Source organism: Pedobacter sp. UYP30 (assembly GCF_040547165.1).
GTDB lineage: Bacteria > Bacteroidota > Bacteroidia > Sphingobacteriales > Sphingobacteriaceae > Pedobacter.
Window position 1 is genome coordinate 23,038 of sequence record NZ_JBEPPD010000017.1, and the last position, 20,000, is coordinate 43,037.

Sequence of the window (20,000 nt, forward strand, 5' to 3'; positions counted from 1 at the left end):
TCAATAGTTATTTGTTTAATTTAAAGCGGTGCGAAATCCGTTCTTCGTTCAACGTCATTTATCCAATAAAATGGCAAAACGTCATCTTGTTTATTTTTTGATTGCATATTGCTTTTAATAAAATGTTTTGGTACATTTGCAACCTCTAAAAGTAGAAAAGATTAATAGAAAACGTTATAGCCGTTGTTGCCAGCAAATTGCAAAAAGGGTCTTAAAGTTTTTACACAAATAACTAAAGAATATTAAAATGAAAAAAGATTTGCATCCTACAAATTACAGACCAGTGGTTTTTAAAGATATGTCTAATGAGCATGCCTTTTTAACTAAGTCTTGCGTAGAAACAAAAGAAACAGTTAAGTGGGAAGATGGAAATGAGTATCCACTTTATAAGTTGGAAATTTCTAACACTTCTCATCCTTTTTATACAGGAAAAATGAAATTGGTAGATACTGCTGGTCGTATCGATAAGTTTAAAACTCGTTACGCGAAGAAGTAATTTTCTAGCACTTATAATATTTTTTTGAAGTCCGCGTGTTAAAAACAGCGGACTTTTTTTATTTTTGCTGCTTATGACAATCAATTTCTTTGATGACGACAGTTGGGAAACTCTAAATCCACTAACTTTTACGCGCCCAGTGGCCGATTTGAGGATTGGAATACTCACCATAGCAGAAAAATGGGCAAAATACTTTAATGCCGAGTTTGGTTTTATAACCAAAAGCTACCTTTCGCAAAAATTTACTGCCCATCAGCATGCAGATACTTTTATAAACGGCTCAATTTGTCCAGGTCAAGCGCTGTTAGATGCTGTTGATCAACTTTTGGATGGAGAAGTTTTGTTGAAAGGGGATTTGGTGATCGCTTATAAAGCAACTTCTATCATTCAGCATGATTTTAATCCCAGAAAGGATTTAAAGCATATAGCGTTTGATAGAGATTTGTTGAAAATATCCTATCCAGAACATATTTTTTCAAATAATGTAGCAGAGATTAATAAAGATTTTAATCTTTTAACTAAGGGAAGAAACTCTGCTAAGTTGAGCAATACCAATACATTTCTGGGTGACAATATTTTTGTAGAAGAAGGTGCAACTGCCGAATGTTCTGTTTTTAACAGTTTGCAAGGCCCGATTTATTTGGGTAAAAATTCTCAGGTTTTTGAGTTGAGCGCCATCCGTGGTTCTTTTGCACTTTGCGAACATTCTTCAATAAAGATGGGTACAAAAATATATCCTGGTAGCACTGTAGGCCCATACAGCAGGGTAGGAGGAGAATTGAACAACGCGGTTATTTGGGGCTACTCTTCTAAAGGCCATGAGGGTTATTTGGGTAACGCGGTTTTGGGTCAATGGTGCAATCTGGGCGCTGATACCAATAACTCTAACCTAAAAAATAATTATGCTAACGTAAAACTTTGGGATTACACAACAGAGCGTTTTAGAGATACTGGTTTACAATTCTGCGGGCTTATTATGGCAGATCATGCCAAGTGTGCCATAGATACCATGTTTAATACAGGTACGGTGGTAGGTGTTGCAGCTAATATATTTGGAGCTGGTTTTCCACGAAACTTTATTCCAGATTTTTCTTGGGGCGGTGCTGCTAAGATAGAAGAATACAGTCTAAAGAAAATGACCGAAACCGCCGAAAAAGTTTTCAATCGTAGAGATATGCCTTTTGATAAACTAGAAAAAGAGATAATGGAACACGTGTTTGAGCAAACCAAAAGATTTAGAAAATTTAATTAACACAATAAAAATGCTGTGCAGGGGTTATCTTCAAATACGTTGTAAGATTGCCAATACAGCTTAAAACCAATGAGATGAGAAAAAATATTATTGCAGGGAACTGGAAAATGAATTTAGATTATAACGAAGGTGTTTCGTTATTTAGCGAGATTGTAAACATGGTTAAAGATGAGCGCAAAGGCGATCAGCTAGTTGTAATTTGTCCTCCCTATATTCATTTAAACAGTTTGGCAAAACTAGGTGGCGCCGAAGTTAAAATTGGTTCGCAAAACATTAGTGATAACGAGAGTGGAGCTTTTACCGGCGAAATTTCTGCCAAAATGGTAAAATCTACAGGTGCTGAGTATGTAATTATTGGCCATTCAGAACGCAGAGAATATTTTGCCGAAAGCGATGAACTACTTGCTGCAAAAACTAAAAAAGCTTTGGAGCATCATTTAAATCCTATATTTTGTATTGGAGAAACCTTAGATGAACGCAACAACGGGAGTTATTATGAAGTGTTGAAGAAACAATTGTTGCATGGCTTGTTTAGCCTTACAGAGGCAGATTTTAGCAAAATAACAATTGCTTACGAGCCTATTTGGGCTATAGGTACAGGATTAACAGCCACGCCAGAGCAAGCGCAAGACATCCACGCGTTTATACGGAGCGAAATTGAAGCCAATTACGGTTTCAACGTGGCAGATGATACCAGTATTTTATACGGCGGAAGTTGCAATCCAAAAAATGCCAACGAGCTTTTTTCTCAAAAAGACATTGATGGCGGCTTAATTGGCGGCGCTTCCCTAAAATCTAGAGATTTTACAGATATTATTAGGGTATTCAATAGCTAATGCAATACATAAAGGTAGTAGTTCAGTTCGATAAAATCGAAGATTATCAGCAAGATTTGTTTATTAACGATCTTGCTGATATTGGCTTTGATGCTTTTGAGGAAGCAAAAAATGGCTTTACAGCATATATGATAAAAGATCATTTCAGTGAGGAACAACTAAAGGTGGTTATCGCAAATTATGAAAAGGAATTTGCGACCAGCTATGAAATCGAAGATGTACCCGAGGAGAATTGGAACTTGGAATGGGAGAAGAACTTCGAACCACTTGTTGTTTATGATGTGTGCTACGTAAGGGCTACGTTCCACAAACTAGAACCTTCCTATCCCTACGAGATTGTTATAGATCCAAAAATGGCTTTTGGTACAGGGCATCATCAAACCACTACCATGATGATGGAGTACATTATAGCTGCAGATGTTAAAGACAAGACAGTTTTAGATATGGGCTGCGGTACCGGTATTTTAGCTATTTTGGCTGCAAAAATGGGCGCGAAAGAACTAACCGCAGTCGATTATGATGAGGTTTGCTACGAGAGCACAAAAGAGAATGCAGCGTTAAACCATATTGAAAATATTACCGCGGTTTGTGGAAGTAAGGAGGCCATTCCAGAAAGCGCATTCGATGTAATTTTTGCCAATATCAATCGAAATATTCTTTTAGATCAGATTTCGCGTTACGCAGAGGTGTTGGTTGATAATGGCCGCATCTTCTTTAGCGGTTTTTATCTTGATCCTGATTTAGAACTTATTAAGGTTGAGTGCGCAAAGTACGGACTAAATTATGTTGACCATAAGCAACAAGACAATTGGGTTGCTGCGCAATTTGTTAAGGAAATCTAGTCAGTATTAATTTTTCCTCTTTAACAGGATGCTGATTGGAGGAGCAAATGGTAAGGGAATTGGAAGATATTGCTTCAAAAATCAAAAAGCAAAGGGCTGGTTTAGGGCTTAGTCAAGCCGCTATGGCCAAACTGTTAAAAATTTCTGCTCCTGCTTATTGCAAAATAGAAAACGGCCAAACAGATTTGAATATTTCTAGGTTGATGCAGATTTGCAAAGTTTTAAAGACTACACCGACGGAGTTATTTGCCACCAACTATAGTCAGTCAGCTAACAAGGAAGAAGTTCTTTCTTTAAAGAAAGACTTGTTATTGAAGGAAGAAGAACTTAATAAGCTAAGAAAAAAAGTTATAGATCTTTACGATAAGTTGGGTATGTAACATTGTCAAGTTCTTCCTAATCCGCGTCTACGCGATCTAAATTTTCTTATATATTTTTAGTTGGTTTTGACTTTTTATTGGGATTGATTGGCGCAATAGATGAATGGATAATAATAAAATTCTCAAAAAACCAAGGTATTAATAAAGAACGGATGCTTAATTATGGTAACAAGCAACCCAATATTTATTAAGCGCTTTACATCGGAAGATATGTTGATGAGAATCAATCTTCCTTCAATTGCGGCCAAAGGTGTTTTCCTGAAAATCCAGATGTGCCAATTACCATTATGTTTTTCATTCTCTAGTTTTGATAGCTTAAAAGTTAAGGAACTTTCGGGCGGTTAATTAAAAGTAATCTCACATATTTATAAAAACGATTAATTGGGCCTAAAATTTTTGCCATTTGACAAATCAAACTAGATTTGCAAATATCATCTTTGCGACTATGGACAAATTAATTAATTATCTGTTGCAGTTCGGACAACTAAATGTGCAACAAATTGAATTGGTTAAAAGCAAAGCGAAATCCTTAGAATTGAAAAAGGACGAATATTTTTCTGAAGCTGGGAAAATACCCAAACGAGTTGCCTTTATTACCCATGGAATTTTACGTGTTTGCTATTACGATAGCAAGGGCGAAGAAATAACAAAATATTTTATAGATGAAAACAACTTTGCTGTGGACATTAACAGTTTTACACAAAAAATTCCTTCGTCAGAATATGTGCAGGCGGTAACAGATTGTTCACTTTTAATTTTTTCGACCGAAGCATTGGATGAACTATCGATGACCATCATTGGCTGGGATAAGATCATCAGCCAAATAACAACAAAGGCGTTGATAGAAAAAGTAAACAAATTAAGTCCGATGTTGGCAGAAGATGCAACAACGCGCTATCTGATGTTTTTAGAAAAATTCCCAACACTAGCCAATAGAATTCCGCTTTCTAATCTCGCATCATATATGGGGATAACCCAATCCTCGTTAAGTAGAATAAGAAAAAACCTATGAGAAAGATATTAAATGAAAACCTTCCTATCCTAACAGAAAACTGGGAGGGAAATCCGCTTGATGCTGAAGGAAGATACAAAAACCTACATGGGAAAAGTGAAAAAACATACAAAGATTTATTCAAGTGGCAGTTAAGTAAAAATCCGTTTAGAAAACACAAGAAAAACCAAAAAACAAACGTAGAAGTACTAAAGAACAGTGATTTTCTATCAGATAAGCGAAATGGTTTCACTTGGCTGGGACATGCAACTTTTGTTTTTACGTTGAATGAAAAAAATATCATCATAGATCCTGTATTCGGTAAAATAGGGCCATTGAAAAGATATACAGAATTTCCTTGTAGTCCAACGGATTTGATTTATATTGATATTATCCTGTTATCACACAATCATCGTGACCATTTAGACGAAAAAAGCATCAAACAACTTTGTAATCGAAACCCCCAGGCGGTAATTTACACCACTCTTGGTATATCAAAATTATTACGCAACTGGTCTATCAAAAATGAAATTATCGAAGCAGGGTGGTATCAGCAATTTAAAGAGATTGCAGGAATAAACATCTCTTTAGTGCCGAGTAAACATTGGAGTAGGCGTGGGCTTTTTGACCTAAATGAAATGCTATGGGGCGGTTTTATGATTCAGGCAGCGAACCATTGTCTATATTTTGCAGGCGACAGCGGAATTGACGACCACTTTACACAGATAGGCAAATTGTTCCCTAAAATAGATTATGCATTTATCGGTATCGGGGCTTACGAGCCAAACTGGTTTATGAGAGATTCTCACACCAACCCGGCGGAAGCGGTAGAATGCCAGCGAATGCTTAAAGCAAGCAAACTCTTCCCAATGCATTATGGCACTTTTGACTTAAGTGATGAGCCGATTTTTCTTCCAAAAGAAGCTTTACAGGATATTATGAATAAAGAAGAGTTAGCTAATATAATTTTTGGAACAATTGGGAAGAAAGTGCTTTTATAGTTTTTTTTTATTTGCCAAATGGCAAATGGTTTCATTTTCAAATGCTAGACCTTTGTATTAGAATTTTAAAAAATGAAAAATGAAAACAATAATAATCACAGGTGCAAATAGCGGAATAGGATATGAATGTACCTTGCAAATGGCGAAAATCGCAAAAAGCGAAGAAATCATTTTAGCTTGCAGAAATGTCCAAGCCGGCAATGAAGCGATTAGCAAAATCAAGGAAAAAACTGGGCACCAACATCTCAAATGTTTGCAACTGGATCTTGCTTCACTAAAATCCATTAGGCAATTTGTTGAGACATTCGCTAAAGAAAAACACGAATCGATTGTCGCCTTGGTAAACAATGCAGGTTTGCAGAATATTGGTAAAACACAATATACTTCTGATGGATTTGAAATAACTTTTGGCACAAATCATTTAGGTCCTTTTGCACTGACACAATTGTTGCTCCCATTTATGGACAAAAACGGAAGCATTTTATTTACCGCAAGCGATACCCACGATGCAACTAAAAAAACTGGGATGGAACCGCCTATTTATACCAATGTAGAAGATTTGGCTTATCCAAGTGCAACAGCTACCGAGAAACACAACATTGTTGGGCAGAGAAGATACACAACCTCTAAACTCTGTAATGTGTTAACAGCGTATAGTTTGCAGGAGAAATTAGCAGATACAAATATACGCGTTAATGCTTTCGACCCTGGCTTAACACCCGGAACAGGGCTTGTTAAAAGTTACCCGGCCGCTATAAGGTTTTTGTGGAAAAACATAATGCCAATAATGACGCTTTTTAAACACAATACTAATATGCCCTCAAAATCTGGAACGAGACTTGCTAATTTAGCATTTTCCAAAGAATTTAGTAATCTGAAAGGCATCTATTTTTCAGATGGAAAAGTGATAAAATCTTCCAGTGATTCTTATAATGCGGATTTTCAAAAAGACCTTTGGGATACCAGTTTAAAGTTGACAAACACAAATTTGTAGGAAATGCCGTGGAGATAAACTAAGTTTTTATCAGTCTGAGTTTCGAAGTACGAGTTACGGTCTTGACGGCTTTCTATAAATCAGTAACAATATATTGTAAATTATCCTCCAGATCACTTTTATTTAAATTCAGAATTTAAAGACTGTTGTCTTAAGGAGTTTGTACTAGGCAAGACAATAAGAAGTAGTTGGAAATTAAGAAACCAACGGACAATGAATAAAACGCTGGCATATAACAGCAAATTTATTGTCGAATGGCTGAAAGTGGTTTACGTTAATTCGTTAGCTGTTTACGTTAATTTAGCGCGATACTAAAATGATACTTGCAAACAATGCCATTTCAGCACGTATTGCAAAACTTAAATATTCGGTATATAAAACACGAAGAATTCAACCACGTAAAGCAACAATTAGTTGAGGACAAAAGTGCAATCCTTAAATTTTTATTCGCTATTGGGCTTTCGTTCTGGCTGCAAATTCTTCGATAAACTTTTGTACCTATTCTGTATTTTTACTTCTTTATTGAGGGTTGGTTCTAGGCTAAAAATTCATTAAATCTCCAGCCATCACCAATTCGTAAACGTTAGCGGCAAGCATAACAAAACTAAAAGTGTAACAGCTGCCGCGCTTTATTCGCAAGCGTTTATATCTTTCATGAGTTGTGCAACAGTAGACACGACCGTTTAACCAATTTCTTAAAATGTATGCTTGCAGCATAATAATTTTCTAGATCTATTGGGTAGTAGCCATAATGCTTTTGGCGCGCAGATAAAAACTCTGAATTTCCATTTGCTTCTCAACCTCGGCAATTGCTTTCATCAGGTTGTTTTGAGTATTGATTAGGCTGTTAGAGGCTTCTATCATAATTATCCAAACGGGTTTCATTTGTTCAATTAATGCTTTGCCTTTATCGGTTAACTGCAAAAGACGCTTACGCTCGTCGGTTTTGTCTTTTGATGATTTAATTATTTTCTGCTTTTCCAAATCATTTAATAAGCCGATGGTTGATGGATGGGTATATCCAATTTCGGCAGCCAGTTCTACCACGCTTAATAACGGTTTTAAACTGAGTGTATAAATGACTGGAAACCATTTGGGTTCAAAGTCGATGCCATGTGCTTTATAGATTAGAGCGCCGTCTTTACGCATTTGTTCGCCTAAGCGTTGCATGCGGGTGGCGATGGCCAGAACGCCCGATGCCTCGATAACTCCCATCGTTAATGATTTAAATGTAAACGGTAGAACATTCTGTCGGTTGCCATGCGTGGGAAATGTTTTGGTAATTCATCTGCACTTGTCGCTATAAAACCATTACGCTTATAAAAGCTTTGCGCAGCCTTTAGTTGCGGCACTGTTCCCAGGTAAGCATCATCATATTGATTATCGTGACAATTCTGTAGAAGAGTATCGAGCAGCTTTTGCGCTACACCCCTCTCTTTTCCCCGGTAGTCTGCTTTAACAAACATTTTCCGTATGGTGGCTAAACCTCGCCCGCTATTTATCAAACCTATAGTGCCAATTAATTCTTCTCCAAAGAAAGCACCCCAGAAATTACCTCCACCCTGGTGATAATTTTTTTCTATATCCAGCAGATCGGGCTGATCATTAAGCGTAACCGCTAATCCAAATTCACCCTTCTGAATATTTAGGATGAGCGCTATAATTTGCGGACACCAATCATTATAGATAGGTCTGATTGTTATTGAATTTGCCATAAAATATTATTTTTTTCAAATATATGTAGTTGGCTACATATATTCTCGGGTTAAACAAATTTTTTTGAATAATCCACTTTTCAGTTAACAAGAGTTTGCATTTGACAAAGGCATCAATAATTGTATGCTGGATTCGTACTTATCTGGGATAAATTCATAAATATTAGCGAAGAACGGGTAACAAACTAAAAATTTGTCCAGATGAATAAAGCGCTAGATGGTAAGACGCCATTAAAGTATAGAACAGAATAGGTCTAAGATTTGACAGGATGTGTATATATTAAATTTGATTTTTATCACGAAAATCAGAAGCTATCAAAATCGAGGTCTAATACTTAGTTGTAAATTTCTCATTATGCCTTGGGTATTTGATGGAGCTTAGGCATAGTTATTTTATGAATACGCTTGGCGAGGTTGAGGATTTTATAGCAGAGTATTTTCGGCGAAACGAAGGTATTATAAAAAATGGTGATTCCGCTGAAACCTCAATCTCGCCAAACGGCTTTTGTGAGCTGACTTTTTTTATTTAAATTTCTATTTTTCATTATTCAGTTTGCTTAAAGTTACTAACTTGTTTTTCAAATTTTCCGCTGTCTTTAAAAGCACATAAATTTCCATCAGGGTCAAAAAATTTAGCTATTATTCCCCAAGAATGTTCTTTATAATCTACTTTTACATTTTTTAATGTAAGTTCTTTGGCAAGTATTTTTACATTTGGCACGTTCATTCGCAAACAAGTTCTTGTTCGCTCATTTTCTGTTTTTTGTCCATTATATTCATCATCAAATTCTACCATCAAGTAAGATTCTCCAAACTCAAAACAAGTCAAATTCTCATTTTAAAATATTTTATTCAGTCCAAGTAAACAGCAACTTCAACTCACCTTTACACACCCAGAACACGCAAAGAAAGTTAGTATAGTAGAAAATATAGGTATTTACGCATGGCATTGTAACCATCATTTAGCCCATATTACATCGCTAAAGCAAGTAAAGGGATGGAAATAAGGAATTATTCCTTATTACTTTTATCGATTCAAATCTGAACTAAAAACTTTAAGTCGTTAAATTACAAATGGTAAGTTCTTCAGTTTAATATTAATCAAAAATCGAAAATTTTTTGGGATTTTGTTTCTATCAAAAAACCCCAGTATATTGCAAATTCCAACTCGGATTATGCGAAGCGGGTATTTTTGTCTGTTGACGTCTTAAAAATAATACTTTGTTTCATATAGTTACATATACATGTTTTTATGAATATTGGATATGCAAGTGAGCAGCCAAGATCAGAATCTAAGAGCTACCTGCTACCATGATCTAAAAGTTGCTACCCCATTCTCAAAAAAAAGCCAGCCTTTATGTTCAACTTTCTTTGGCAACCTATTGCGCAATTTCGTATTTTAGCCCTATAACCAAAATATCTTATGATAAACAAAGTTGTACAGGACGCCCAAACGGCAACCAGAGACATTATGAGCGGTTCAACGATAATGCTCGGAGGATTTGGATTATGCGGTATCCCAGAGAATTGTATTGCCGCGTTGGTTTCTAAAAACATAAACAATTTAACCTGCATTTCTAATAATGCAGGGGTAGACGACTTCGGCATTGGCTTATTGTTGCAACAACGGCAGGTAAAAAAGATGATTGCTTCGTATGTTGGTGAAAATGCCGAATTTGAAAGACAACTTTTAAGCGGCGAATTAGAGGTAGAGCTTGTGCCGCAAGGTACATTAGCCACAAGATGCATGGCCGCAGGTTATGGCATGCCTGTAATTTACACCCCAGCAGGTGTTGGCACCGAAGTGGCCATTGGTAAAGAAACCAGGACGTTCGATGGGAAGGAATATTTGATGGAATATGCCTTTAAGGCAGATTATGCGCTCGTAAAAGCTTGGAAAGGGGATACTGCTGGAAATTTAATTTTTAGAAGAACGAGCAGAAACTTTAACCCCATTATGGCGATGGCGGGCAAGATTACCATTGCCGAGGTAGAAGAATTGGTAGAGGCAGGAGAGTTAGATCCAGATCAGGTTCACACGCCTGGCATTTATGTACACCGGATCTTTCAAGGTAAAAATTACGAAAAGAGAATTGAGCAGCGAACAGTTAGAAAAGGGTAGACTGAACGTAAAAGCCTCTCTTAACAAACATCTAGAATGCTAACTCTCTTGATTTTTGGATGAAAACAACTGGATAGAAACTAATTAAAAACAGTAAAAACCGATATGGCCTTAACCAAAGAACAAATAGCGCAACGTATTGCAACAGAAATAAAAGATGGTTACTATGTAAATTTAGGGATTGGCATTCCAACTTTGGTGGCTAATTATTTACCCAAAGGGATAAACGTAGTTTTACAATCAGAGAATGGCTTGCTTGGTATGGGGCCGTTTCCGATAGAGGGCGAAGAAGATGCAGATTTAATTAATGCAGGCAAGCAAACCATAACCACCTTGCCTGGCTCGTCTATTTTCGATTCTGCCATGAGTTTTGGTATGATTAGAAGCCAAAAGGTAGATTTAACCATTTTGGGTGCCATGGAGGTTGCAGAAAATGGAGACATTGCTAGTTGGAAAATCCCGGGCAAAATGGTTAAGGGTATGGGCGGAGCTATGGATTTAGTTGCTTCTGCAAAGAACATTATTGTTGCCATGCAGCATGTAAATAAAGAGGGTAAGAGCAAGCTTTTAAAATCGTGCACGTTGCCATTAACTGGCGTAAAGTGCATTAAGAAGGTGGTAACAGAGCTTGCTGTTTTAGAGATTTTGCCGCAAGGCGGATTTAAGTTGCTAGAACGTGCGCCAGGAGTTAGTGTGGGCGAAATTAAGGCCGCTACAGAAGGAAAGCTGATTGTAGAAGGAGAAATACCTGAAATGAAGTTTTAGATACGTTTGTAACTGTTTTTAGAAACGGTTAGCGATTGAAAATTTTATTTTTTAATTCTTTAGAAATCTCTTCAGTAACAGCAATGATATCCTCGGCACTATCGGAATTATTTAAAATTATTTGATCACAATTTGGTTTGTAAGGCAGCAAAAATTGTTTGTAAGCAGGTACTACGTGGTTGTTCCATTTGTAAAGCACATCAGGTTCTGGGTATCCGCGTTCCAATCCATCTCGTTTTACACGGCGCCGAAGCGCAACCTCCTCATCAGCATGTATAAAAATCTGCTGATCTATAAGTGAAGCAATTTCTTTAAAGTGGAGAATAAATAGTCCCTCAACAATGATTATGGGCGCGGATTTGATTTCTAAAATTTTAACAACTGCAAGCGTATTGTTAAAATTATATTCTTTTTTGTATACAATCCCACCGCTCATCAGTTGTTTAATGTCTTTTAAAAATTGTTTACTATCAATAGTGCTCGGCAGGTCGAAGTTGTATAATTTGTTTTCTTCTTGGGTCATTTCTCCTGCTGGGATGTAATAATCATCTTGAGAAACCAAAGTAACCTCATCTTGTTTGAAATGATGAAGAAATGCGTTTAAAAAAAATGTTTTTCCAGAACCACTACCGCCCGCTATACCTATAACAAAGGGCTTTGTCTTTAAACTCATTGTGCACTGTACATTAATTCACATAGAAAACGCTTATCTAAGGCGCCAAGCGAGTCTGCAACCGCTTTTGTCATTACAATAACCACGTCTTTTGTCGATTCATTTTCAGTAAACTTACCTACAACTTTTGCAAAAGTAGAAATATTAGTCATTGGATTGGTAATTTTTATTACAGTGCCAATTGGTGCGGTACGATGAAGTACCAACATCTTAGAACCATCTAAATCTTGGTCTGCAATCCAAATGCCTGTTCCTTTTTCTTCTACTTGGTTTAAGCCATATACGCTAGGGTCGCGTCTCAGTTTTGGATCTTTTAAGGTAAGACTATCTGGATGTTCTTTTTGTTCTTCAATAGAAGCTTCATTGACCGATTGAGGTTCTGGTGGCTTAGGGATGATAAGTTTCTGCCCAACATCCAAATTATTTCCAACCATCTTGTTCGCTTCTTTAATTTGAAAAGTAGTAAGGTTAAACTTTTTGGCAATGCTATAAATATCTTCGCCATTGGCAACCAAATATTCAAAAGAGGTTGCTTGTGCAGCAACTTCGGGGGCAACTTTCGCCGCTTGTTGGTCAATCGGCACCACTACGTCAACCAGAATATTCGAAGGAATTTTAATCACCTGACCAATCTTCAGGTTGTTATCATCTAGGTTATTTGCTTTTCTAATTTGGTATGCCGTAACACCAAACTGCTTAGATAATGTAAAAATATTTTCGCCATTTGCAACTTTGTGCGTACCGGTGGCTTCTTTCGTAACTGCAGTTGGAGCACTTCCAGCATCGGGTACGTTAACCGCCGTAGTGCTGTCTTTATTTTGGTGGGTAGGAATTTTAAGCTTTTGGCCAATTCGCAAATGTGTGCTGCTCAAATTATTCAACTTTTTAAGTTCTTCTACGGTAGTTCCGTAGTTTTCGGCAATCTTGTTTAAAAATTCTTTAGGCTTTACAATATGTTCTATAATAGATGCATCTGTTTGTTCCACTACATTGCTGCCGGCTGGCGCAGCAGTTTCTTGAGCATTTACGGCCTCTCCTAATGCTTTTGCTTTCTCAGTAATCGGTATTTTAATCACTTGGCCTATGCTTAAATTAGATGTTGATAAACCATTTAACTCTTTAAGAGTGCTTATTGTTGTACCATACTTTTCAGCCAAAAAATTTAAGTTGTCTTTTGGCGCAATGGTGTAAGTAAAATATGCTGAACTAACCGTACTGTTATCGGCGTTTTTGTTGGTATTGGTAAAAGGCAACTTTGTTGGTACCTTTATAATAGTCCCAACTTTTAAATACTTATTGTCATTGTAAAGAAGTACTTCTTTTGGCGAAACATTGTATCGCCTTGCAATAGAATAGTATGTTTCTTTTAACGACGCTTTGTGAATGATTACTTTTAAACCATCAACATTCTCTACGCCTATAGAATCTGTGGGGTTTTTTGCCTGAACAATTTGGAAATCTAGGGTACTAAGAGCTAATAGAATAATGGCAGATAAATATATTTTTTGCATCTATTTTATTTGAATTTTCTAGTCAGTGATGGCAATTATACGAATAATAGTTGAAGCGCTTTCGACACGAGTGTCAATTTTATTTCTTTAAAACGATTATCCGTTAACAAACAAGGTGTTCTGCTGTCATTGTTAATAAACGGTCATACAACTGCCGTATTGCGTAAAATGGTCATTTCTTAGAAACTTTATATTTGGTTGAGGGTTTAAGGTTTTAGAACAAATACAATAATTAAATTATGAATGCGAAAGAAATAAGTTTAGAAGAAAACAAAATTAAGCCAATAGTAGACATGCTAAATGATTATTTGGCAAATTATCAAATACACTATCAAAAGTTGAGGGGTTGCCATTGGAATGTGAAAGGCCAGAACTTCTTTACATTGCATATAAAATTCGAAGAACTTTATACAAACGCGCAGGTTACCATAGATGAGATTGCAGAACGCGTTTTAACTCTTGGCAAACCACCGCACAGCACCTTTAGCGATTATATTGCTGAAGCTTCTATTAAAGAGAGCCAAACAATAGGTATGAAAGATATGGATATGGTTGATGTACTACTAGACGATATGGCAAATTTAATAGAATTAGAAAGAGATCTGCTTGAAAAAACGGCGAAAGTTGGAGATGATGGAACCAATGATATGGTTAATAGGTTTATGCAATTTAAAGAGAAAAACACCTGGATGTTGCGATCTTTTGCAGGGAAAAAATAAAAAATACGGTTACTTTTAGCTTTATATAGTAATTTCTTGTTCGATAACTCGTTTTTTACTGTAGTTTTTCTAAATCTTATAACCTCTTATAAATAATAATGGCATACAGCAGTTTGACGGCTTGCGTTGCAGACCTCGAAAAAAATGGACATCTAGTAAGAATAAAACATCAAGTAGACCCTCACTTAGAAATGGCGGCCATCCATTTAAGGGTTTTCGAAAACAAAGGGCCTGCAATATATTTCGAAAATATTAAGGGAAGTCCTTTTCCTGCAGTATCTAATCTATTTGGAACGTTAGAACGATCTAAATTTATTTTTAGAGATACCTTACATAAAGTGCAGCAGTTAGTAAGTCTTCGAAATGATCCTATGAAAGCGTTTGCAAATCCGCTAAAATACATAGGCTCGGCATTAACTGCATTTAGTTCGATTCCGAGGAGGACTAACTCCGCAAAAAAATATTTTTTAAAAACAACCATCGATAAGCTCCCTCAAATTAAAAATTGGCCTAAAGACGGAGGGCCATTTATTACGATGCCTCAGGTTTATACCGAAGACATAGACAAACCTGGAGTTTTAAAGTCCAATCTTGGAATGTATCGTATCCAATTGGCAGGAAACGAGTACGAATTAAATAAGGAGATTGGCCTTCACTATCAATTACATAGAGGAATTGGTATTCACCAGACCAAAGCAAACAAGGCAGGTGTTCCGTTAAAAGTGAGCATTTTTGTCGGCGGCCCGCCCTCGCACCCTTTGGCGGCAGTAATGCCATTGCCCGAAGGCTTGTCTGAACTGACCTTTGCAGGTGCTTTAGGAAGTAGGAGATTTCGGTATTTTTATGATGATGAAGGCTTTTGCATTTCTGCCGATGCAGATTTTGTAATCACAGGAACCGTAAATCCCGGAGAAAACAAACCCGAGGGGCCTTTTGGTGATCATTTGGGTTATTATAGCCTAAAGCACCCGTTCCCTTTAATGAAAGTGCACAATGTTTACCATAAGCCAAATGCTATTTGGTCTTTTACCGTTGTAGGCAGACCGCCACAAGAAGATACGAGTTTTGGTGCGTTGATACACGAAATAACTGGAGAGGCGATTCCGAAAGAAATTGCAGGATTGAAGGAGATAAATGCTGTAGATGCGGCCGGAGTTCATCCACTACTTTTTGCGATTGGCAGCGAACGGTACACACCTTATTTAGAGCTTAAAAAGCCGCAAGAGGTTTTAACCATTGCAAACCAAATTTTGGGTAAAAACCAACTGAGTTTAGCTAAATATGTGCTTATCGCTGCGCGCGAAGACGACGAGAACCTCAGCACCCAAAATATTGCTGGTTTCTTAAAACATATTTTAGAGCGGATAGATTTTAACGGTGATGTTCACTTTTATACCAACACCACAATAGATACGCTAGATTATAGCGGCGACGGACTAAATAGCGGATCGAAGGTAGTTTTTGCCGCCGTTGGAGAGGTAAAAAGAAATTTAGCTACACATTTGAGTGAAGCTGATTTTGCCCATTTTTCTGTCGAAAACGAGATTTCGGTAGCGCTGCCTGGTGTACTTATGATGTTTCCTGGCAAATACTTAAATGCTGAAAATACGCTTATCCAAATAGCCGAAATTAAAGAACAACTATCAAAAATTGATATAACAGTATGGCCATTGGTGGTGTTGTGCGATAACCCTTTGTTCGCTGCACAGAATGCGGATTATTTTGTTTGGGTAACTTTTACCAGAAGTAATCCGGCTGCTGATATTTACGGTGTTGGCGAATTTATTAAAAATAAGCATTGGGGATGTACAGGTTCGTTGATTATCGATGCCAGAAAAAAACCGCATCACGCTCCAGAGATGTACAAAGACTTAATAATAGAGCAACAAATCGATAAATTTTTTAATCAAGACGGAACTTTAAACCAAAACGAAGATTTTTTTTAATGATGTACTTTGGAAGATAAATCGATTTATTCTGAATGAAATATTTGGGATAAAAAAGCAAAGCAATTTTAAATGCCCCGGCTTTTTTAAATCAATTAATTGTTATTTATTTTCTGAATTCAAGTCTTTTAATGGTAGGGTATTCATAATTAGCGATACGGCTGTCGAAGATCCAAAAGCCGATTTAGGTTTCCCCTCTGGGGTTCTTGTCGCCCATTTCGTTTTAATCAGGTCTAGCGAATTTCTATTATTGTAAGCAACCTTGGCATTTAAAAGCATCCAATCAACAAGATCGGTTTTCTTGGTTTCTATAGTATACATACGGGCATAGCGTGCAAAGATCCCTTTAAAACCTGGTAAATCGTTGCCTCCGTCTTCGTTGTTCATTGTCCTGTCTTTATACATATCTTCTCTGGCGTATCTTGCAATGCGCTCTGCATCCAACAGATAGTTTGCTTCCCCAGTATATTTATACAACATTACTGCTGCACCTAAAAATGTTCCCTGATTATATGTAGAACTCCACGTACCTGTTTTTAAGAGACCAGTTTTTCTATCAAGATCAATATTGTCATTTACCTTGCCTGTTGAAGCATCAAACAGATAAATTTTAGACCAGCTATACAGTGCAATTGCCTTATCGTAATATGTCTTGTCTCCGGTAGCTTCTGCAAGATAACAAGAAGCAACCATGGCTGGCCCCTGTATACACGCATTTTTAGAAGTTTTGGTTTCGAACCAGTTTAAACCGCCACCATATTTATTGGTAAAAGCACGTGCGTACATTTTATCAAATTGATCTTTGCTTTTTTCTAAATAAACCTTATTTCCGGTAAGTAAATAGGCACGAACGCAAAAAATACTCGCCCAAGCAATATCATCATTGAATTTATTATACATCCAGTCTTCTTTATTCTGAAGGATAAAGTTCTGATACATAAGATCGAATTTGCCCAGGTATTTTTTGTCTTTGGTAACTTCATAAGCATCCAAAAGTACTTCCATCATTTCCGCTTTGTCCCAAAATCCTTTATGGGTTTCTATTTGATATTGTGTATACCAAGCATTAAAGACTTGATCTGCAATGGCAGCAGTAGGTGCAAAAGGACGAGGATTCTCTTTTTGAAACACCCATTTTTGCGTATCTGTATTAGCAGATTTACTCAGATTAACTTTAGTGCCATCTGTTAAGCTTCTGGTTTGCGAGTTCAAAGCATAATTTTGGTTCGCAGTTTTTACACAATAAACCCCATTGCCCACTTTCTTAATGGTCCACTTTACATAATCAGCATTGGCATTTTCCGTTTGGTCTATCAAAACCGAATCTGTAGGTGCGGCAGAAGCATGGAGTAATTTGCCACTTGCAACGTTTGTTAAGGTATAAATATTTTTATCTACCTGCTTGATCATCCAACGTTGAGCATCAGATTTGGTATCGGTCCACGTAGTAATTGCAGCCCCGTTATCCATGGAAGCATTTTTTACGTTAAGTAGCTTGTTATTTACCTTAGATTTTAGTGTGTAAATAGTGCCCGATTCAATTCCCGGTGTTTGAGCAAACACATAGCTGGCCATTAAAGAAAGCGCAGACAGCAATATGCCACGCAAGTAAATTGATTTCATAAAGGTTCGTTTTTTAAGGATATTTTTGGTTTAATTTTTTTAATATCGCACAAAATCTCAGTTTGATTTACTGTCAATTTTTGTAGATTACCTACATTGTACAGTTTCAACAGATTGATTTTTAAATTTATAAGTGGCTGCTAAGTTCTCTAGCATATTGACTAAGATATTTTTTTGGGACACAACTGTTTTTGAGGTCTACCAAAAACCTATTTGATCATTACACCAGGTTTATTAACCAATGGAATTTTAATCAGGTTTTCATCAACAATGCTTTCAGGTAAAAAAATAAACTTCTTATCGTAAATGGTTCCATCAATGTAATAGCTTAACCAATATTCGTTTGTTAAACCAAATACTTCAGTATCTATTGCTTCTATGGCACCGAATGATTGTGATTTCATATCTCCCAAAAAATGGCGAAGAACCGAAGTTGTTACGGGCTTTCCATTTTTATCGCCATACCCTTTAGAGCTTATTAAAACATTACTTATGTCTATGTTTTTGAGGTTGATTAAATAAACCGACCAATTTTTTACCTCTGGCGTTTCGCCCATAAGCACCACGGCAACTGCAATTTCTTCAACTTTATTCTCTGGTAGATCTGCTTTCAAAATTTCTAGTTTTTTATATAAATAGGAAGTTTCTTTTTATTATGAATTAAGTAAATACTCCAAATATTTGCTCGCTCTTGCCAATTACTAATGTTAAATTTTAAAACCCAATTGGGATAAACACTATAGATTCTTTCACTTTTATACGTGCTCAATTCGCCGGTTAATGCGGCTTTCCTCTTAAATACATAAACGGAATCAAAGTGGTTTTTTTTTAATGCCTCTAATAACTCAACTTCGCTTTTAAATACAATTTCATTAATATTTTTTTGCCTGTAAAAACTAGTCTTAATTCCTGATAAGCTATATAGAGGCTCATTAATGCAATACATATTTACAGGAGGTTTACTTCTAAAGTGTCTATAAACATAGCTGTAGCAATCTAATGCTTCTTGTGCCGGAAAAAATGTTCTAAACAATAATAACAGACTATTTATTGCTACCAACAAAATAAATCCATACTTGGCAAAAGTATTTATTCGATAGTTTTTGAGATAAAAATCACACCCAATAGCGGCTAAATAAGTAAATAAAAACCAAATTGGAAACAGAAATCGCATTTCTTTATGGCCAACCATAAAGTGGCCGATCAAAAAACAAACAGCAACAACTGAAAAAACATGTAACGGTTTTTTATAAACCCCGACTGTAAAAAAACACAATAATACTAGGCTAAGTGGAGGAATTGCCCTTAAAAAAAATAAGTTTAAATAATACCACCACGGGCTTACCCCAAAACTGGCGGCAACACCTGTTACTATGTTGGCAACATAATAATTGTACGGGGTAAATTGCCAAGTGCCATAAAGCCACTTGTCCAAATAAACACATATTATTACCCCAATTAAACCCGAAAAGACCAATATTAGCCATTTATACCAGGTAATTTTATTTACAAAGATTAACCATAAACCTAAACCTATAATGGCGAAAGCCATTTGAAACCTAAAGAAAAACGAAAAGCTTAATAATAAGCCAGTTATAAACATCGAAATCTTTTCTACTGATGGATTTCTGTAGATTTTTAGTAATAGGTAAATGGCTAATAGAAAGCTAATTGCTGCCATGTTTTCCGAAGAAAAACGAACATTAATATAGGGTATAAACCATAAAAATAAGCTTAAGAAAATGAAAATTTTCTTCCCTTTTTCGGTCGAAAAATTGGGTAGTAATAATAGAATTAATTTGCTAACAACAAACCAGCAACAAATTGCTGTAATTAAACGAAGAAGAAAAGCTAAAGTGAATGGATTTTCTACACCAAAATAGTTTAAGCTTTTAATGAAAATATAAGCCAAATATGGCTGTAAACCAGGTCGTATTTTAGCAGCAAATTCCCAAGGTAAATCGGCCGAAGGACTATTTCCTAATTTATAATTTGCAAATTCTAAAATTTGAAATTGTTCATCCGGATGATGAAATCCCTTGCTAAACCAAGCTGTAGTAATAATAAGTACTAAACCTAAAATAAAGTATTTAGAATAAGCAGATTGAAATATGGATTTCATTTATAACTTACT

The 20,000-nt window shown here is 36.3% G+C and carries 20 protein-coding genes; 12 read left to right on the plus strand and 8 right to left on the minus strand.

The window, feature by feature from the left end:
• Positions 1–247: 247 nt before the first annotated feature.
• From ABIB40_RS16255 to ABIB40_RS16290, 8 genes are all read left to right on the plus strand, one after another.
• A complete protein-coding gene (locus tag ABIB40_RS16255) occupies positions 248–496 on the plus strand; it encodes a type B 50S ribosomal protein L31 (protein ID WP_354360445.1) in 249 nt (82 codons plus the stop codon).
• 73 nt (positions 497–569) lie between these two features.
• A complete protein-coding gene (locus ABIB40_RS16260; RefSeq protein ID WP_354360446.1) occupies positions 570–1,748 on the plus strand; it encodes a putative sugar nucleotidyl transferase in 1,179 nt (392 codons plus the stop codon).
• Positions 1,749–1,822: 74 nt separating this feature from the next.
• Positions 1,823–2,584: a triose-phosphate isomerase gene (gene tpiA / locus ABIB40_RS16265; RefSeq protein ID WP_354360447.1), complete on the plus strand. Its 762-nt coding sequence runs from the start codon at positions 1,823–1,825 to the stop codon at positions 2,582–2,584.
• Positions 2,584–3,426 carry a 50S ribosomal protein L11 methyltransferase gene (prmA, locus tag ABIB40_RS16270; RefSeq protein WP_354360448.1) on the plus strand — a complete coding sequence of 281 codons (843 nt, stop codon included), beginning with the start codon at positions 2,584–2,586 and terminating at the stop codon, positions 3,424–3,426. Before tpiA ends, prmA begins: the two co-directional genes overlap by 1 nt.
• Before the next feature lie 35 nt (positions 3,427–3,461).
• A complete protein-coding gene (locus ABIB40_RS16275) occupies positions 3,462–3,806 on the plus strand; it encodes a helix-turn-helix domain-containing protein (protein ID WP_354360449.1) in 345 nt (114 codons plus the stop codon).
• A 445-nt stretch (positions 3,807–4,251) separates the two neighbouring features.
• Positions 4,252–4,818, plus strand: coding sequence for a Crp/Fnr family transcriptional regulator (locus ABIB40_RS16280; RefSeq protein ID WP_354360450.1), 567 nt, complete (start codon positions 4,252–4,254; stop codon positions 4,816–4,818).
• Entirely contained in the window at positions 4,815–5,798 is a 984-nt protein-coding gene (locus ABIB40_RS16285) for an MBL fold metallo-hydrolase (protein WP_354360451.1), read from the plus strand. The genes ABIB40_RS16280 and ABIB40_RS16285 overlap by 4 nt, the downstream gene beginning before the upstream one ends.
• A gap of 79 nt (positions 5,799–5,877) precedes the next feature.
• A complete protein-coding gene (locus tag ABIB40_RS16290; protein WP_354360452.1) occupies positions 5,878–6,792 on the plus strand; it encodes an SDR family NAD(P)-dependent oxidoreductase in 915 nt (304 codons plus the stop codon).
• Between the two features lie 732 nt (positions 6,793–7,524).
• Here ABIB40_RS16290 and ABIB40_RS16295 read toward each other — a convergent pair.
• From ABIB40_RS16295 to ABIB40_RS16305, 3 genes are all read right to left on the minus strand, one after another.
• The gene (locus ABIB40_RS16295) at positions 7,525–8,007 is read right to left on the minus strand and encodes a MarR family winged helix-turn-helix transcriptional regulator (protein WP_354360453.1); all 483 of its coding nucleotides are present in this window, start codon (positions 8,005–8,007) and stop codon (positions 7,525–7,527) included.
• 2 nt (positions 8,008–8,009) lie between these two features.
• Positions 8,010–8,507, minus strand: a complete 498-nt coding sequence (locus ABIB40_RS16300; protein ID WP_354360454.1) for a GNAT family N-acetyltransferase — start codon at positions 8,505–8,507, stop codon at positions 8,010–8,012.
• Positions 8,508–9,051: 544 nt separating this feature from the next.
• Entirely contained in the window at positions 9,052–9,303 is a 252-nt protein-coding gene (locus ABIB40_RS16305) for a hypothetical protein (protein ID WP_354360455.1), read from the minus strand.
• Positions 9,304–9,930: 627 nt separating this feature from the next.
• On the opposite strand from ABIB40_RS16305, the gene ABIB40_RS16310 reads away from it, so the two are divergent.
• Together ABIB40_RS16310 and ABIB40_RS16315 are read left to right on the plus strand one after the other, a co-directional pair.
• Complete coding sequence (locus ABIB40_RS16310) at positions 9,931–10,629, plus strand: CoA transferase subunit A (protein ID WP_354360456.1); 699 nt, start codon at positions 9,931–9,933, stop codon at positions 10,627–10,629.
• 105 nt (positions 10,630–10,734) lie between these two features.
• The gene (locus ABIB40_RS16315; RefSeq protein WP_354360457.1) at positions 10,735–11,394 is read left to right on the plus strand and encodes a CoA transferase subunit B; all 660 of its coding nucleotides are present in this window, start codon (positions 10,735–10,737) and stop codon (positions 11,392–11,394) included.
• A gap of 28 nt (positions 11,395–11,422) precedes the next feature.
• Here the strand turns inward: ABIB40_RS16315 and ABIB40_RS16320 are convergent, their stop codons facing one another.
• Positions 11,423–12,067, minus strand: coding sequence for a uridine kinase family protein (locus tag ABIB40_RS16320; RefSeq protein ID WP_354360458.1), 645 nt, complete (start codon positions 12,065–12,067; stop codon positions 11,423–11,425).
• Entirely contained in the window at positions 12,064–13,578 is a 1,515-nt protein-coding gene (locus ABIB40_RS16325) for a LysM peptidoglycan-binding domain-containing protein (protein WP_354360459.1), read from the minus strand. The genes ABIB40_RS16320 and ABIB40_RS16325 overlap by 4 nt, the downstream gene beginning before the upstream one ends.
• 239 nt (positions 13,579–13,817) lie before the next feature.
• On the opposite strand from ABIB40_RS16325, the gene ABIB40_RS16330 reads away from it, so the two are divergent.
• Entirely contained in the window at positions 13,818–14,297 is a 480-nt protein-coding gene (locus tag ABIB40_RS16330) for a Dps family protein (RefSeq protein WP_354360460.1), read from the plus strand.
• A gap of 98 nt (positions 14,298–14,395) precedes the next feature.
• Positions 14,396–16,243 (plus strand): UbiD family decarboxylase, encoded by a 1,848-nt coding sequence (locus ABIB40_RS16335; RefSeq protein WP_354360461.1) that lies wholly within the window; start codon positions 14,396–14,398, stop codon positions 16,241–16,243.
• Between the two features lie 102 nt (positions 16,244–16,345).
• Here ABIB40_RS16335 and ABIB40_RS16340 read toward each other — a convergent pair whose 3' ends face one another.
• The 3 genes from ABIB40_RS16340 to ABIB40_RS16350 all read right to left on the minus strand — a co-directional run bounded on the left by ABIB40_RS16340 (position 16,346) and on the right by ABIB40_RS16350 (position 19,988).
• Positions 16,346–17,866, minus strand: coding sequence for a glycoside hydrolase family 76 protein (locus ABIB40_RS16340; protein WP_354360462.1), 1,521 nt, complete (start codon positions 17,864–17,866; stop codon positions 16,346–16,348).
• A gap of 209 nt (positions 17,867–18,075) precedes the next feature.
• Positions 18,076–18,480, minus strand: a complete 405-nt coding sequence (locus ABIB40_RS16345) for a hypothetical protein (RefSeq protein WP_354360463.1) — start codon at positions 18,478–18,480, stop codon at positions 18,076–18,078.
• Between the two features lie 5 nt (positions 18,481–18,485).
• Complete coding sequence (locus tag ABIB40_RS16350; protein WP_354360464.1) at positions 18,486–19,988, minus strand: glycosyltransferase family protein; 1,503 nt, start codon at positions 19,986–19,988, stop codon at positions 18,486–18,488.
• Positions 19,989–20,000 lie beyond the last annotated feature (12 nt).